General features: G+C 52.7%; 17 protein-coding genes and 1 riboswitch. Of the genes, 3 read left to right on the top strand and 14 right to left on the bottom strand.

Features of this window, described 5'->3' with window-relative positions:
• Positions 1-16: 16 nt before the first annotated feature.
• From MKX63_RS10390 to MKX63_RS10365, 6 genes are all read right to left on the bottom strand, one after another.
• On the bottom strand, positions 17-676 hold the full coding sequence (locus tag MKX63_RS10390) for a methionine ABC transporter permease (RefSeq protein WP_076081622.1): 660 nt from the start codon (positions 674-676) through the stop codon (positions 17-19).
• On the bottom strand, positions 651-1,694 hold the full coding sequence (locus MKX63_RS10385) for a methionine ABC transporter ATP-binding protein (protein ID WP_341016903.1): 1,044 nt from the start codon (positions 1,692-1,694) through the stop codon (positions 651-653). The genes MKX63_RS10390 and MKX63_RS10385 overlap by 26 nt, the downstream gene beginning before the upstream one ends.
• 35 nt (positions 1,695-1,729) lie before the next feature.
• Entirely contained in the window at positions 1,730-2,902 is a 1,173-nt protein-coding gene (locus MKX63_RS10380) for an amidohydrolase (protein ID WP_341016901.1), read from the bottom strand.
• Between the two features lie 21 nt (positions 2,903-2,923).
• Positions 2,924-3,586, bottom strand: coding sequence for a GntR family transcriptional regulator (locus MKX63_RS10375; protein ID WP_341016900.1), 663 nt, complete (start codon positions 3,584-3,586; stop codon positions 2,924-2,926).
• 280 nt (positions 3,587-3,866) lie between these two features.
• Entirely contained in the window at positions 3,867-4,466 is a 600-nt protein-coding gene (locus MKX63_RS10370; protein WP_341016898.1) for a hypothetical protein, read from the bottom strand.
• A 170-nt stretch (positions 4,467-4,636) separates the two neighbouring features.
• Positions 4,637-4,996 (bottom strand): HesB/IscA family protein, encoded by a 360-nt coding sequence (locus MKX63_RS10365; protein ID WP_341016897.1) that lies wholly within the window; start codon positions 4,994-4,996, stop codon positions 4,637-4,639.
• Positions 4,997-5,377: 381 nt separating this feature from the next.
• Between MKX63_RS10365 and mqnE the strand changes: the two genes are divergently transcribed.
• Together mqnE and MKX63_RS10355 are read left to right on the top strand one after the other, a co-directional pair.
• Positions 5,378-6,484, top strand: a complete 1,107-nt coding sequence (gene mqnE, locus MKX63_RS10360; RefSeq protein WP_341016895.1) for an aminofutalosine synthase MqnE — start codon at positions 5,378-5,380, stop codon at positions 6,482-6,484.
• A 78-nt stretch (positions 6,485-6,562) separates the two neighbouring features.
• Positions 6,563-7,624, top strand: a complete 1,062-nt coding sequence (locus MKX63_RS10355) for an NAD(P)/FAD-dependent oxidoreductase (RefSeq protein WP_341016894.1) — start codon at positions 6,563-6,565, stop codon at positions 7,622-7,624.
• 47 nt (positions 7,625-7,671) lie between these two features.
• Here the strand turns inward: MKX63_RS10355 and MKX63_RS10350 are convergent, their stop codons facing one another.
• Positions 7,672-7,926, bottom strand: a complete 255-nt coding sequence (locus MKX63_RS10350) for a YuzB family protein (protein ID WP_209993161.1) — start codon at positions 7,924-7,926, stop codon at positions 7,672-7,674.
• 82 nt (positions 7,927-8,008) lie between these two features.
• Between MKX63_RS10350 and MKX63_RS10345 the strand changes: the two genes are divergently transcribed.
• Complete coding sequence (locus MKX63_RS10345) at positions 8,009-8,257, top strand: NifU family protein (protein WP_036701687.1); 249 nt, start codon at positions 8,009-8,011, stop codon at positions 8,255-8,257.
• Positions 8,258-8,440: 183 nt separating this feature from the next.
• Here the strand turns inward: MKX63_RS10345 and MKX63_RS10340 are convergent, their stop codons facing one another.
• The 7 genes from MKX63_RS10340 to MKX63_RS10310 all read right to left on the bottom strand — a co-directional run bounded on the left by MKX63_RS10340 (position 8,441) and on the right by MKX63_RS10310 (position 15,383).
• Positions 8,441-9,316, bottom strand: a complete 876-nt coding sequence (locus MKX63_RS10340) for a MetQ/NlpA family ABC transporter substrate-binding protein (RefSeq protein WP_341016892.1) — start codon at positions 9,314-9,316, stop codon at positions 8,441-8,443.
• Positions 9,317-9,374: 58 nt separating this feature from the next.
• The gene (locus MKX63_RS10335; protein WP_341016891.1) at positions 9,375-10,034 is read right to left on the bottom strand and encodes a methionine ABC transporter permease; all 660 of its coding nucleotides are present in this window, start codon (positions 10,032-10,034) and stop codon (positions 9,375-9,377) included.
• Positions 10,034-11,050 (bottom strand): methionine ABC transporter ATP-binding protein, encoded by a 1,017-nt coding sequence (locus MKX63_RS10330; RefSeq protein WP_341016890.1) that lies wholly within the window; start codon positions 11,048-11,050, stop codon positions 10,034-10,036. Before MKX63_RS10330 ends, MKX63_RS10335 begins: the two co-directional genes overlap by 1 nt.
• 102 nt (positions 11,051-11,152) lie before the next feature.
• Positions 11,153-11,288, bottom strand: a riboswitch (SAM riboswitch).
• Positions 11,289-11,379: 91 nt separating this feature from the next.
• On the bottom strand, positions 11,380-12,126 hold the full coding sequence (locus MKX63_RS10325; protein WP_341016889.1) for a Cthe_2314 family HEPN domain-containing protein: 747 nt from the start codon (positions 12,124-12,126) through the stop codon (positions 11,380-11,382).
• A gap of 26 nt (positions 12,127-12,152) precedes the next feature.
• A complete protein-coding gene (locus MKX63_RS10320; RefSeq protein ID WP_341016887.1) occupies positions 12,153-13,925 on the bottom strand; it encodes a UbiD family decarboxylase in 1,773 nt (590 codons plus the stop codon).
• Positions 13,926-13,986: 61 nt separating this feature from the next.
• Positions 13,987-14,922 (bottom strand): COX15/CtaA family protein, encoded by a 936-nt coding sequence (locus MKX63_RS10315; protein WP_341016886.1) that lies wholly within the window; start codon positions 14,920-14,922, stop codon positions 13,987-13,989.
• A gap of 116 nt (positions 14,923-15,038) precedes the next feature.
• A complete protein-coding gene (locus MKX63_RS10310; protein WP_341016885.1) occupies positions 15,039-15,383 on the bottom strand; it encodes a thioredoxin family protein in 345 nt (114 codons plus the stop codon).
• Between the last annotated feature and the right edge of the window lie 36 nt (positions 15,384-15,419).

The following is a 15,419-nucleotide window of genomic DNA, read 5'->3' as shown; positions in this document are numbered from 1 at the left end:
CTTTGTCTTGTAATCTCTAATAACGGCGAATTTTGCGCGCCAAGGTGTTGCCCAGGGACTGAATACCCTGCACCAGAATGATCAGAATAATGACCGTCGCGAACATGACCACCTCGTCAAAACGCTGATAACCGTAAACGATGGCCAAGTCGCCGACCCCTCCGCCGCCTACTGCCCCGGCCATTGCCGTAGCCCCGATCAGCCCGATCGTCGCTGTGGTCAGGGAGAGAATTAACGAGCCCACCGCTTCCGGCAGCAGAAAATACCAGATGACCTGCAGCGGAGTTGCGCCCATCGCTTCCGCAGCTTCGAGAATACCCGGATTCACCTCCAGCAGCGAATTCTCGACCAGCCGTGCGATATAGGGGGCGATATAGATAATCAGCGGAACAATTGCGGCACTGGTCCCAATCGACGTGTGAACAATTGCTCTTGTTAGCGGAATAATGGCAAACAGCAGAATGATAAACGGAACCGAACGGATGACGTTAATTAACGGATTCAGTAAGGTATAGAGCCACTTGCTCTCCAGGACGCCGCCCGGACGGGTAATAACAAGCAGGATGCCCAGCGGAATACCCAGCAGCGAGCCGATGAACAGCGATACACCCACCATCTGAATCGTTTCAATAATCGCCTTCAGGAATTGCTCACTTGTGATCGATGTCGAGAACATAGGACTTCACCTCCTCTATGCGGACCTCATGCTGCTTCATATAATTCAAGGCTGCTTCCATCTGGGCCGGTTCACCCTGCAGCTGTACGATAATAGTACCGAGCGTCGTCTCTTGAATCTCTGTCGTATTCGCAAACAGAATGTTGACCTTGACCCCGTAGGTACGGATAATCTCGTACAGCACAGGCTCAGAAGCGCTCTCCCCGGCAAAATTCAGCTTGTACACCCGGCTCCCCTGCTCAGTCTTCAGAGTTCTGCGGACGCTTGTAGTCATGCTGTTCTGAATGACCGTCTTGACGAAATTCTGCGTTGTCTGATGCTTCGGTGCTCCGAACACGTCCAGCACGCTGCCCTGCTCGATAATCCGTCCCTCTTCCATCACGGCTACTTTGTTGCAGATCTCCTGAATCACTGACATCTCATGCGTGATGATCATCACCGTGATGTTGTATTCCGCGTTGATCCGCTTGAGCAGCTGCAGGATGGACTGTGTCGTCTGCGGGTCCAGAGCGGAAGTCGCTTCGTCGCACAACAGTATCGAAGGGTTCGAGGCAAGCGCCCGGGCAATCCCGACCCGCTGCTTCTGTCCGCCTGACAGCTCGCTTGGATAGCTTCCAGCCTTGTCGCTTAGTCCGACGAATTCGAGCAGCTCCTCCACCCGCTTGCGGATTTCCGCCTTGCTCTTTTTCAGCAGCACGAGTGGAATGGCCACATTGTCGAACACCTTTTTGGACTCCAGCAGGTTAAAATGCTGAAAAATCATGCCAATGTTTTTCTTGGCTGCCCGCAGCTCTTTGTCGCTGTACGCTCCCAGATCGTACCCCTCTACCAGCACCTGGCCCTCAGACGGCCGTTCCAGGTAATTGACCAGGCGGATTAACGTGCTTTTTCCGGCTCCGCTGTAGCCGATGACCCCGAAGATATCGCCCTTTTCAACCTTCAGGCTAATCCCCTTCAGCGCTTCAATCTTCACCTCTTTGCGGGTGAACGTCTTATACACATTCCGTAGTTCAATCATATTTGTTCCCCTCAATCATCTGGTAAATTTAGGATTCAGGATTTGATCCAAGTCTGCTGCTTCAGCTTCGCAAGCGCCTCTTCTGCCAGCAGAGCGAAATACTTGGCCGCCGGCAGGATAGCCGCCTCATCGACATCGAAGCGGGGATGATGCAGCGCATGGTTCGGGCCAGTACCAATGTTCACAAAAGCACCCGGGATCTGCTGCAAATAATAGGCGAAATCCTCGCCGCCCATCTGCGGCGGAATATCATGTACCTCATAGCCTGCCTGGGCTGCGGCTGCTTTGGTGAAGTCTGCCCATTCCCCGTGGTTCACGGTTGCCGGCGGGCCGGGATACCAGTGCAGCTTCGCCTCGGCCCCGGCAGCGGCGGCAATGCCTTCAATGATCCGGGTCATCTGCTCCGGAATGCTCCGCCGGATCTCTTCATTGTAGGTGCGCACTGTCCCTTCCAGCTCCACCTTCTCCGGCAGGACATTCCAGGTGAAGCCGCCGTTGATCCGGGTCACACTCAATACTACCGGCTCCTGCGTACTATTCAGACGGCTGACAACGGTCTGGAGCATGGTAATGATCTGCGCGGCAGTGACGATAGTGTCTACCCCGTTCTCGGGGTAAGCGGCATGGGCGCCTACGCCTTTTACCGTAATCTCGAACCGGTCTACCCCTGCCGTCAATGCTCCCGTTCTTGTTCCGAATGCTCCTGTCGGCAGCTCCGGTGAATTATGTAATCCGAAAATCGCCTGGACCCCGTCCAGCCCGCCGGATGCCAGTACGTCCTCCGCACCATGGCCCGTCTCTTCTGCGGGCTGGAACAGGATTCTGACCTTACCCGGCAACTCATGCTCGCGCTTCTTGAGCAGCAGCGCCGCGCCCAGGATCACCGCAGAGTGGAAGTCATGGCCGCAAGCGTGCATTTTTCCCGGAATGGTGGAGGCATAAGGCAGCCCTGTCTGCTCCTCAATCGGCAGTGCATCGATATCGCAACGGATCGCTACGATGCTGCCGTCACCTTGTCCCACCTCGGCGATCAGCCCGGTCTTCAGCGGAAGGTCTAACACCCGTATCCCCGCTTCAGTCAGCCACCCGCGCAGTTTCTCTGTCGTTCTGAACTCTTCATTGCTAAGCTCCGGTTCCCGGTGCAGGTTCCTCCGCACTTCAGTCAACCGGGCTGCCAGTGCTTTTTCCGTCTCATGCTGTGGTCTCATAGGCCTGTTCTACCCCTTTCATTACGTATGCCCAATTCCTCTAATCCGCTCCAGCGCAGTCGCAAGGCTGCTTAAGATATGCTCCCGCATCGCCCGCTCAGCTCCCTCTTCATCCCTGTCTACAATCCTCTGCAGAATCACAAGATGCTCCTCATCCGCCTGCGTATTCCAGTCTCCGTGCAGAGAGACATAACGGCAATACCGGAGGGAACGGTCTCTTAGCTGGTTCAACACCTTCTCAAAAGTCTTCAGCGCGCTGATCTCCCACAAGTAATCATGAAATTCGAAGCCATAGGATACCACATCCTGCTGGTCCCCCATCTGGAAGGATTGCTTCAGCTTCTCCAGGATCAGCGTTAACCGCTGAATATCCTTGACGGTAGCGTTTCTGGCAGCGCTTCTGGCGATATGGCCTTCAAGCATGCTGCGGATCTGGAAGATCTCTTCGACCTCCTTAATTGTTAAAGGGGCTACCCGCAGCCTGCCGTTGGGCTGGCGTACCAGGAAATCCTCGTTCTCCAGCCGCTGAATCGCTTCCCGTAGCGGTGTCCGGCTGACCCCGAGCAGTGCCGCCAGGCTCTCCTCGTTAACCGCCTGATCCGGTTCCAGCTCGCTATCTATTATTTTTTGCTTAAGTGCATAGTAGGTATTATCCTTCGACAATCTTCGCGAACGCATTTCCATAGATTTCATTGCTCCTCGCTATTCAATTGCGGGTCGCCCGGTTAACTGTATAATTGTATACAATTATTTAAGATGAGAGACTTCCAAGATAATATGAAAGCTTCCGTTGAAAATCTCTCTGTGCAATCAAGCTTTTTTTCATACTATAATCCCATTATACCCACTAGTCAAGTATGTTTTATAGGGGAATTAATATCCGACACTAATTTGACAATTAAAGTCGTATTTTCACAAAAAAAACCCTCCAGCACCTATTAGGTGTGGAGGGCTATTCACCTTACTAAAGTTCAAATACTATCTCATCACTTGCCTCACTCTTCTTGAAAGGGAAACTGTATTCTTTGAACCTAAGTTGAATTCCCGAAATCTCATCAGGCAATGGCGGAGAAATCACGTATTTGTAAGATGCATGATCAGATCTACTCCCACCATTAATCATTCGGCAATCATATGTGCCGTTAATATCTAGTTCGTAATGGCTGTGTTGATGAGAATTGGAGTCAATATCCTGCTTATTGTCCCAATCTATATTAAGTGTTAATACACTTGCATTGGTGTATTGCTTCATAGAAGTTAGAGTATAGAACCGGTCACCTATCACGGCTGACTTCAGAATTGCGATGTATTGTCTAAAACCGGCTGGTTCGACCATGGGTTTAAATTGTTTTTCATTCATCATACTTGCGAATAATGAGTTCAGGAAATCTTCATAGAGTTCGAAGGTCTCTGACCATTTAGAAATATACTCAAGCGGAGGAAATCCTGGATTATTATCCGAGACTTCCTTTCTCTTCTTGATCAAAGAGCAAATGTCTTGATCGATATCAATAATCCGTTCATCATAATGCTCTGTTGGGCGTTCAAATGGCATTCGTATCATTGTTACCCTCCTCGCAGATCCATTAATTATTTCACCACCATATTTTAGCATATACTGGTTTAAGTTAACATAAAAAACCTCTTAATAAGTACAGTTTGCACCATACAAATTAAGAGGTTTTGAAATCGGTAATCCACGCTTACTTCATCAAGTATTCACCATTCACTCACTTAGCAAGGCTCCGCCGCCGGATTCCCCGCTTCTTCCTTCGTGCGGAACGATGAGCCGCAGCCACACGTGGCGGAAGCATTCGGATTGTTGATGGTGAAGCCGCCGGTCATGCCGGATTCCTCGAAGTCGATCGTAAGGCCGTTCAAGTAACGGATGTCGTCTTTGCTGACGACTACCTTCAGACCTTCAACGTCCATGTAGACGTCCTGCTCACTCTCGGTATCGTCGAAGCCCATTGCGTACGAGAATCCGCTGCAGCCCCCGGCGGTGACGCCCAGACGGAGAAACATATCCGGCACTTCCTGCTCCGCAAGCATAGCCTTCAATTGGCCTGCCGCTGTCTCACTTATGCTAATCATAATTACAACCTCCTTAGAATTCACTGTATTGGAATCAAGCAGCCTTCTGGCTGTGTGTAATGAAATCAAAGCCTTGCGCGGGAAAAGAATGAGTATGATGTATATCATTTTCATCGGCTCTTGAAATCAGTATACTCCACTATTCTTCTGCCCTCAAGTCGTAAACGGGGCGCAGTTAAGCGGTTTGTCCCGGAAGACCTGCAGTTTCTGGCGGTTGCTCACCCTACGAGAGAAGTTTATAATGAGAAAAGCGATAAAATTTCGATAAATTGTCACGGGGGTTGCAGTTAACCTCTATTTATAATGCCGGCTGTTGCCGGATATTCTCAGGTACACGATTATGCGATGCAACCGCCTCGCCAACCTTCAGGAGGAACTTATATGTCTACCCTTATTACACCCCACACGGATGCCCGGATGGCGAACATCATTGAGAAGGTTCGCGGCGGAGAACGATTGAATTTGGAAGATGGCGTTTATTTATATGAGAGTAACGATCTCTTAACGATCGGACAGCTGGCCAATGAGGTCAATCTGCGAAAGAACGGGAATAAAGTCTATTTTATCGAGAACATGAGTCTATATTTCACCAATGTCTGCGAATCCCGCTGTGCCTTCTGCAACTTCCGCAAGGATGAAGGTGAAGAAGGGGCTTATACCCTCTCCGGCCAGGAGATGGTGGAGTATGTGAAGCAGCATATTCATCCCGGTGTGCGCGAGTTCCATATTGTAGGCGGGCATAATGATAATGTGCCCTTCCAGTACTATGTTGATTCGCTACGGGCTCTGAACGAGCATTTCCCGGAGGTGACGCTTAAGGCTTATACAGCGGCAGAGATCGACTTCTTCACCCGCATCAGCGGACTCAGTATCCGTGAAGTGCTGGAGCAGCTGCGCGCCGCCGGACTGAAGACTCTTACCGGAGGAGGAGCAGAGATTCTGTCTGACCAGTACCGCAAAAAAATGCGCGTCGACAAAGCCAACGTCGAGGAATATCTTGAGGTGCACCGCACCGCCCATCACCTTGGCATGAAGACCCACACTACGATGCTGTACGGGTCGATTGAATCCCGTGAGGACCGCATCCGCCATATGCTGCAAATTCGTGACCTGCAGGACGAGACAGGCGGATTCATGGTATTCATCCCGCTGTCCATGCAGCCTAAGAACAAGAATGCGGGCATTATGCGCCGCAACTCCGCGAATGAGGATCTGAAGACCATTGCCGTCAGCCGCCTGATGCTGGACAATTTCGATCATATCAAGGCTTACTTCATTAATATCGGACCCCAGTTGACCCAGGTTGCCCTGAACTTCGGCGCTTCCGATGTGCACGGAACGATCCTGAAGGAACGAATCAGCCATGCTGCCGGCGCGCTGACACCAGAGGGGCTGACCCGCGATGAGCTGATCTGGCTCGTGAAGGGTGCGGGACGGATTCCGGTAGAACGGGATACCTTCTATAACGAGATCAAGGTATACGAATAAGAATAGAACAAGCTTACCTCAGCCAGTGAACGCAGAACTGCCTTGTCCATTACGTACCCGAAAGGAAGATCAGTTCGCATGAGAACCTTACTTGTCCTGGGCGGCGGCTACGGCGGTCTTGCCCTCATTCAGCAGCTGCTGGATCATCATCTCCCTTCTGATGTGGAAATCATTCTGGTGGACCGGATGCCGTATCAGGGGATCAAGACAGAATATTATGCACTGGCCGCAGGCACTGTCACCGATTACCATCTGCGGATTCAATTCCCGGTACACCCCCGCCTGACCGTTCGTTACGGGCAGGTGGGTTCCATTGATCTGGAGAGCAGGCTGGTCCTGCTCGATTCCGGGGAGCCGGTAGCCTATGATATCCTGGCGATTGCCCTCGGCTGTACGGATAATTACCATAACATTCCTGGAGCTGAGGAATACACCTGCAGTATTCAGAGCTTCGCCGGAACCCGGGAAACTTACCGCCGGCTGAATGATGTGAAGCCTTATGGAACCGTCAACATTGTCGGCGGGGGACTCAGCGGCGTAGAGATTGCTTCGGAGCTGCGGGAGAGCCGTCCGGATCTGAACATCTCGCTGATGGACCGGGGAGAACGTATTTTATCTTCTTTTCCGGCCAAGTTATCCAGGTATGTTGAGGAATGGTTCAGTGAGCATCAGGTGCAGACGATCGGCCGGGTGTCGGTCTCTCATGTTGAAAAGGATGCCATCTTCAATGGCACCCAGGCTATTCCGGCGGACGTTACGGTATGGACTGCCGGTATTCAACCGGTGCAGGTCGTGCAGCAGCTTGAGCTTCCGAAGGACCGTGGAGGCAGGCTCATTGTGGGGGAATATTATAATATTGCGGAATATCCGGAGGTATACGTGATCGGGGACTGTGCCAGCCTGCCCTTCGCCCCCAGTGCGCAGGCGGCGGGTGCCCAGGGCGAGCAGGTTGGCCAGATTATTCAAGCACTGTGGCGGGGAGAAACCCCGAAGCTGCATAAGATTAAGCTGAAGGGAACCCTCGGTTCACTCGGCAAAAATGCCGGCTTCGGTCTGATGGGCCGCCGCTCCGTCATGGGCCGGGTTCCGCGCCTGCTGAAGAGCGGCGTGCTGTGGATGTCCAAACGCCATTTCGGCTGAAGCTTAGCCGTATAACAGGCAGCATTCGGTCTTAGCCTCTATCCGGCTTAATCAATCTCCAGGCTGTCCCAGGCCTCTGCTTCTCTTATAGCGGCTTCTATGGCCTCTTCCAGAGCAGCAGGGGAATCGGCTTCAATGATCTCCCCGTCAACCATGGCGAACGGCTGGAGATAACACTCTCCGCAGTTGTTCAGACAGCCGTACTCCACTACATCATATTCAGGGTTTTGCTCCAGCTTAAGCTTGAGCGGTTCAGTGCCGTGGCCGATGTTGCTGGCACAGAATTCTATAATTGGTCTCATGATGATCTCCCTATTCTGCCTTAACCATTTTATTTTTTAACTTTTTGTACTATAATAAACATACGAAAGGAGTGATTGAGAAATGAGTGAGAATGTACAAAGTGCAACCATGTACGATGAAGTACTGGAAGTCCTTGATAAACTTCGTCCGTTCCTGCAGCGCGATGGCGGTGACGTGGAACTGATCGATGTTGAAGACGGCATCGTTAAGCTGAAGCTTATGGGTGCATGCGGCAGTTGCCCAAGCTCCACGATCACGCTAAAAGCCGGGATCGAACGCGCCCTGATTGAAGAAGTAGAAGGCGTGGAAGAAGTCGTTCAGGTATTCTAATCCCGTTTCATAAACCATCCCGGCCTCCGCTAAGAGGCCGGGATTTTTTTTATTATAGAGGATTTCGTCTGCAGGATCAACCACCGGGCTCGCAAAAAAACCAGAAGCGGCTCCGCCAGCCATTCCTGGCTGCCGGGCTGCTTCTGGTCTCATTAGGATTATTCAGCTTGCCTAAGCTTAAGCTTAGAATGCTGGAATAATCGCTCCGTCATATTGCTTTTCGATGAATGCCTTCGCTTCAGGGGAAGTCAGCGCAGCTGCCAGCTTCTGAATGGCATCCGAATCCTTATTGTCAGGACGGGCTACCAGCAGGTTGGCATAAGGGGAATCTCCGCCTTCGATGAACAACGCATCCTTCGTAGGAGACAGCTTGGCATCCAGAGCGAAGTTGGTGTTGATCAGCGCCAGGTCTACTTCATCCAGCTGACGGGGCAACATAGCCGCATCCAGCTCAATGATATCCAGCTTCTTGGTGTTCTCAGTGATATCGGCTTTGGTGGAAGCAATATTGGTGTCATCCTTCAGCTTGATCAGGCCGTTCTTCGCCAGCAGAATCAAGGCGCGGCCTCCGTTCGTTGCATCATTCGGAATCGCAACCTTCGCACCCTCTGCCAATTCGTCGATCGACTTGATTTTCTTGGAATAAGCGCCAAATGGCTCTACATGAACAGCGGTTACAGCTACGAGATCTGTGCCGTTCTTCGAGTTCTGATCATCCAGGTAAGGCTTGTGCTGGAAGAAGTTCGCATCGAGCTGCTTCTCGGCAAGCTGTGTATTGGGCAGGATATAATCCGAGAATTCTTTGATATCCAGCTTAATGCCTTGGGCTTCAAGCTGCGGGGCAATCGCTTTGAGGATTTCCGCATGCGGTACAGCAGAGGCACCAATCACCAGGGTTACCGGTTCTGCAGCAGGCTCTGTAGTCGCTTCTGCACCAGCCGCTTCCGTAGGTGCCGTTGTTGCAGCAGAATTCGCGGCGTTATTCGCCTTGTTGTTTCCGCAAGCGGCAAGCACCAATACCAAGGTCAGGCTGAATAATGTAAGCAGTACTTTTTTCATCTGTAAATCCCCCTCTAATCCATATGGTTTATTGAATAAGGCTATATGTGGACGTACCTTATTTCCGTGTAAATTGTCTTACCAGCCGGTCGCCGGCCATTTGCAGCAGCTGCACCAGAATGACCATCAGCGCTACCGAGATAATCATGACTTCCTTCTCATAACGGTAATATCCATAGCGGATCGCCAGGTCACCCAGACCGCCGCCGCCGATCATACCGGACATCGCAGTATACGAGACAAGGGTCACTACAGTAATGGTTACTCCGGCCAGCAGACCCGGACGGGCCTCCGGCAGCAGCACGCGCATCACGATCTGCCCGGTGGACGCTCCCATGCCCTGCGCTGCTTCAATGATTCCCCGGTCAACCTCCCGCAGTGCCGTCTCCACCAGTCTGGCGAAGAAGGGCGCCGCGCCGATCACCAGTGCCGGGATCGTTCCAAGTACCCCTATCGAGGTTCCCATAATAGTCTTACTTAACGGAATCAGGGCAACCATCAGAATGATAAAAGGAACCGAGCGCAGAATATTCACAATAAAGGATAATACCGAGTAAACCACCCTGATAATAATGTTTTTTGACTTCCCCCATAAATATAACACAATTCCGAGCGGTAAACCAAGGATTATTGTGAATATTCCTGAAATAGCGATCATTTTGAGTGTAGCAATCGTAGCTTCCAGCATTTCTTCCCAATTGATTGTGCTAAAATCCATTACAAAATCACCTCCACATCAAGCCCCTGCGCTACTAACTCACGGAGCGTGTCTTCAACCGCATCGGCAGGTCCTTCGAACCGTACAATCAGCTGCCCGTAAGGAACATCCTTGATCGTAGAGATAGTGCCATGAAGAATGGCGAAGTGGACCCCGGTTCCCTGAACCACCTGGGAGAGCGTGGACCCGTAAGTCTTTTGCCCGAGAAAAGTGATTTTGACAGACTTCGTGAAGCCTGGCTGCACAGCATCAATCGCTTGCCGGAGCGGTCCGTCCGACTGGGTCTCACTGCGGATGAATTCCTTGGTGACCTCATGCTTCGGCTTCAGAAAGACCTCAGCCACTTCACCCTGCTCCACAATGCCGCCGCCATGGATCACGGCAACACGGTCACAGATGCTCTGAATCACATGCATCTCATGGGTGATCAGCACGATGGTCAGATGGAATTTGCTGTTGATGTCCATCAGCAGGCGCAGAATGGAGTCTGTCGTCTGCGGATCAAGCGCCGAGGTCGCCTCATCGCATAACAGAACTTCCGGATCACTCGCCAGCGCCCGGGCAATCCCGACACGCTGCTTCTGTCCGCCGGATAGCTGGGCCGGGTACTTATTCCAGTGCTCCTCCAGTCCGACCAGCGCGAGCAGATCCTTGACCTTGCGTTCAATCTCGTTCCTTCCGGCTCCGATCAGCCGCAGCGGAAAGGCGATATTGTCATAGACTGTAGCCGATGAGAGCAAATTGAAATGCTGAAAAATCATCCCGATCTTGCGCCGCTGCTCCTGCAGCTGTCCCTGGCTAAGCGCTGTCAGCTCCACACCGCCCACCCATACTTCTCCCGCAGTCGGGCGCTCCAGCAGATTAATGCAGCGGATCAGCGTGCTTTTGCCGGCCCCGGAGTGACCGATCACCCCGAAGATTTCACCCTTCTTAATCGACAGGCTCAGCGCAGAGAGTGCAGTTGCCTGCTTACTGCCTTTGCCATACACCTTGGTTATATCCTTCAATTCTATCAACCGCTGCGTCCCCCTTCTGTTCTAGCTTCCATCATTGCAATAAAAAGACCCCTTACGATCCATGCAGATCGCAAGAGGCCCTGTGTGTATAATGACAATGCCTTCTCATCTGCCAAATACCCCGTAACCGGCGGCATTGTAGGAATTAGCACCATGACATTTGGATGCAGCGCTTCGCTGTATTCAAACCGGTTGCCGGGCTTCATCGGGCCTATCCCTCCGCCGCTCTCGATAAGATAAAGTATGAGGTTATATATTCCGTATCCTGTCAGAAGTTAATGTATGCCTTAGTATAGTTCAGTTTCGAGTTTTTTGTCAAAGGTAAGTTTTTACGTACGTTCATGTCCGGATTTCGGGCCTGAGGCCGCTAGTTTCTTGTGCCATTGTTCATTCCCGTACTTGTATGCGGCGGTCAGGGATTGGCATACCATCTCCAGACTCTGCTTTAAATCCTCCAGATGGCTGTCCAGATCCTCCAGACGGATCTTATCATGCAGTCCCTGGTGACGCTGCCAGAGGTCGTCGGTCATCTCCGCGTTCATGTAATGGATCTCGGCATTACGCCGCTTGCGCAGATTCTCCACCGGCTCCCGGTAGGAATTCCTGATCCGCTCCAATTCGTCCGCCAGCGGATGATGCAGGTGAAGCAGCTGAAATTGCCTCAGCACCGTGAAGTAGGAGAAATGCGTCTTCACCTTGCCTGTATTGAGATTGTACAGATTATTGAGCACCGTACCCAGCTTGTCCAGCAGCGAGAAGACACGGATGAAGCCATCCTTGTAGAAATACACATATCTGGCGTACTCCCCCTGCTCGGTGGACGACATATCATCCATATAACCGGCAATCACTGACTTCCGGAAAAAGGCGGCTGCGAACCAGCTCTGCTCCAGCTCATCCAGAGAGGAGATCAGGCCCCGTGTCCAGATTTCCAGCTTGCGGTATTCATGGTCGTGGTCTTCATGTGCCGCCATCTCCTTGCGCAGCATGGAGGCAGCCTTCGCCATGGACTCCATAGCTTCAGCCAGCACACCGCTGTTCACGCGGGGCGGCTCTCCCAGTAATGTCCGCAGCATATTTTGACCCTCCTTAAAGTTCACTTCTACGCTAGAGGAAAATAACGGTTCCAGCCCCGCGCTACCCGCTTTGCAATATCCTCGCTTGGAGCCAGCTCCTCCGGGTATCCCGGCTTCATCCGCGCATCTATAATGATTGGCAGCGTATAGCTGACACTTCCCCGGCGTACCCCGGCCGCCGAATAAATATCATCCGCCGGATTGAAGCGGGTGAATACAGACCACAGGAATGAGGTCTGTGTGCTTACCGCCTCTTCCGCCTGATCAACCAGCACAATCAAAGGCCAGGAGGTCTCCCTTTCCTTGAAGGCAGTAACCAGCCGCTCCGGCAGCTCCGGGTCCTCTTCATAGGATGCACCGGAAACGGCTAAACATCCTCCGCAATAAGGCACAGCGGCGGTGATTGATGGAAGCAGCCCCTCTGTATAGGTCCTCGGCAGCTGACGGACCGGGCTTCCCATGCCCGCCATCACCGCCTTACTGCCATGGTTCAGCTTGCGTCCGGTATAATCCAGCGTATCCATCGAGGTATTGGCAAAGATCGTCAGATCCGTGTGCGGGTTGAAGCGCTCAAGCACCGTTTCCAGCAATTTAGGGAAATCGGTAAGCTCTACCTGAACATTAGTCAGCAGCAGGAATTTGGTTAAGGAGAGCTGGCCTTCCCCTAAGATACGAAACGCAGACACCATATACTCACGCGGATAGCTCTCCCTCACGACCGCTGAGGTCAATGAATGCGAACCGGATTCGGAATAGGACCATAGCGCTTTGACCGAAGGGATCAGCAGAGGATAGGCCGGAGCGAGCAGCCGCTGCAAATAATCCTTCAGATAATAATCCTCCTGGCGCGGCTTGCCGGTGATGGTCGCCGGGTAGATGGCATCCTTGCGGTGCCACATCCGCTGAACATGCATGACTGGGAAATCATGCTGCATGGAATAGTAGCCGGACTGGCTGCCATACGGTCCTTCCGCTCTCCGCTCCAGCGGAGACACACGTCCCCGGATGGAGAATTCGGCCTCGGCCGGAATCCGGTGCCCGCCCAAGGGGTCCTGCACCATGGGAAGCTTGCCGCCCAGCATCAGCGACGCCAGCATCAGCTCCGGAATCCGTTCCGGGACCGGAGCCACTGCCGCAGCAATCAGGGCCGGCGGCCCGCCGATGAAGACAGACACCGGCAGGGTCTCGCCGAGATGCTCTGCCTGCGAGTGATGGAAGCCGCCACCCTTGTGAATCTGCCAGTGGATGCCTGTGGTGCTGTCGTCGTACATCTGAATCCGGTACATTCCGAGGTTATGATCCTTGGGGTTGGTGATATTCTCCGTATAGACCAGAGGAAGCGTGAGGAATGCCCCGCCATCCTTAGGCCAGGCTGTAATCCGGGGCAGCTCCTTCAGCGGATCACTGCTGCTGCAGACGCCGAGCACCGGAGCCTCTCCTTGCGGTACGTTCTTGGTTCCTGCCCTCAGCAGCTCAAGCAGCACCGTCCTCTCCCGCCATAAGCCGGCGGCTGAAGGCGGAATCAGCTGCTCCATCGCCGTTGTCAGCGACTTCAGCAGCTGTTCCGGTCTGGTCCCGAAGGCCTTGTTGACGCGCCGGACTGTGCCGAACAGATTCGTTGCAACCGGGAATGGTGTTCCTTGCACGTTCGTGAACAGCAGAGCCGGGCCTTCCTCCTCGACCACCCGGCGGTGAATTTCGGCAAGCTCCAGATAAGGATCAACAGGCGTATCTATCACTGCCAGATCCTTATCCCTGCGGAGCTGCTCGATCCATTGTCGTAAATTACTGTATCGCACTATAGCGTTCCTCCTCAAACAGGACCTTATGCTTATCCCGTCCACCGTTGCCGTTACCTTATCACTTGCTGCCCTTGCCAGCTCCGCTTAACTGCCAGACCCTTACACTCATATAGCACAGAACCCCGAAGAGCCCGGAGATCAGCACAATATGAGACATTGCAGCAAATATGTACAATTTTTCATTATTCAGTGTGTATACCACAGCCGCTCCACTGAATACCTGCATCAGGCATAGCAGGACTGCCGCTACTCCCAGAGCCCTCAGCTCCGGCAGCTCCTTATACTTCCAGAAGGCCAGATGCCCAAGGATAGCCGTAAGCAGGAACAGAATCGCCGCCGCAATCCGGTGGACGAATACGATCCCTACTCCGCCGCTCATCTCCGGAATCCACTGTCCGTTACACAGCGGCCAGCCGGAGCACCCGCCCTGGGAGCTGGTGTGGCTTACGTAGGCCCCAATGTAGACAACGATATATGAATATACTGCAGTAACCCAGGTTAAGTTGCGGAAGGCAGGGCGGACTTTGGGACTTCCTGTGCTGAGTTCCGCTCCCGGAGAGAACGCCCGCCAAGTCCCAAGCGCCAGCATCAGCGAACCGGCGAAGGCAATCAGCGAGAAGCCCATGTGCAGGGCCATAACCGCAGCCGACTGCGACTTCACAACTGCAAGCGCTCCCATTCCGCCTTGAACGATGACGAATATCAGGGTTAGCAGAGCGTAGGCCAGCAGATCCTTGCGGTGCCTGGCATAACGCCAGAAGGCAACCATGGAAGCCAGTGATAACAGGCCTGCCAGGCCGCTGAACAAGCGGTGGGTATATTCAATCAGAGAGCCGATGGTATAGGCCGGGATCAGCTTCCCGTGGCACAGCGGCCACTCATTCCCGCATTCCAGCCCCGAGCCGGTCTTCGTCACCACAACCCCGCCGAACAACGCCATGAACATAATGAGACAGGTCAGATAGCTGAGCCATTTTAATTGAAGTGTCGTCAATAATATCACCCGTATTGTATAGGAATGAGTATAAAGCAGTATAAATTCTATATTATTTATATTATTAGAAAAAGCACCGCTTCTGCTCAAAATAGGGCGAAAGCGGTGCTGCGTAATTACTTGTGAATGCTGAGATAAACGTCCAGCGCCGTATCCAGAAACTTCTCGATTTCCTCCCGGGACTTGCGGAGCTTGTTCACAAACCGGACCAGTTCCCGTCCATCGGTGTACGCGACAAAGCTTGGAATGCCCAGTATATTCTGTTCCTGGCTGACATCGCCTACGGCATCGACATCCACTTCGACCAGGGTGAGACGCTCTGCATATTTCTGCTGCACATCCGGCATGAACGGATCAATGAATTTGCAATCCACACACCAATCTGCCTTGAAGACTGCCACCGTCAGGCGCGGAGACTGAATTGCCACCTGGAACTGGGCAGGGGAGCTGATTTTGTCCATCAATTGACCATTCCCTTCTATCAGAGAGTTCCACAC

Source organism: Paenibacillus sp. FSL R7-0179, assembly GCF_038002265.1.
In the GTDB taxonomy this organism is placed as follows: domain Bacteria; phylum Bacillota; class Bacilli; order Paenibacillales; family Paenibacillaceae; genus Paenibacillus_AQ.
This window is presented reverse-complemented; position numbering and strand designations above follow the sequence as displayed.